The sequence below is a fragment of the Vibrio atypicus genome, assembly GCF_009811315.1.
Lineage (GTDB): Bacteria > Pseudomonadota > Gammaproteobacteria > Enterobacterales > Vibrionaceae > Vibrio > Vibrio atypicus.
The window spans coordinates 1-473 of record NZ_BLID01000037.1 but is presented as its reverse complement, the minus strand read 5'-3'; the positions used below and the strand labels follow the sequence as shown (position 1 = coordinate 473).

At 43.1% G+C, this 473-nt stretch carries 1 protein-coding gene, 1 tRNA gene and 1 rRNA gene; all 3 read left to right on the top strand.

Going from position 1 to position 473, the window contains the following annotated elements:
* A 16S ribosomal RNA gene (locus tag GVO60_RS22215) occupies positions 1 to 101 on the top strand; the annotation flags it as partial.
* 64 nt (positions 102 to 165) lie between these two features.
* A tRNA-Glu gene (locus GVO60_RS22210) sits at positions 166 to 241 on the top strand.
* 41 nt (positions 242 to 282) lie between these two features.
* On the top strand, positions 283 to 473 hold a 191-nt coding region (locus GVO60_RS22510; RefSeq protein WP_217358399.1), incomplete at its 3' end, for a hypothetical protein.

Here is a 473-nt window from a genome sequence, read left to right as displayed (position 1 = left end):
GTTTAACCTTCGGGGGGACGCTCACCACTTTGTGGTTCATGACTGGGGTGAAGTCGTAACAAGGTAGCGCTAGGGGAACCTGGCGCTGGATCACCTCCTTATACGATGATTACTCACGATGAGTGCCCACACAGATTGATATGTCTTTATCAGAGCCGCTTTAGTGTCCCGTTCGTCTAGAGGCCTAGGACACCGCCCTTTCACGGCGGTAACAGGGGTTCGACTCCCCTACGGGATACCATCTTTAAGCACATTTCTTCGAAATCTTAAGTGTTCTTAAAAATGGTTACTTCTTTGGAAGTGATTAGCTCTTTAACAATTTGGAAAGCTGACAAATCAACAATTTATTTGTTGATTGTAAAGTTCTCAATGTTTGTCTTTATGACAAACACCAATACAACACATTCAAGTGTTCTTGGGAATGTCACTTTAAGTGATTATTCAAAATTGAGTCCGGCAAAATCGAGTCTGCA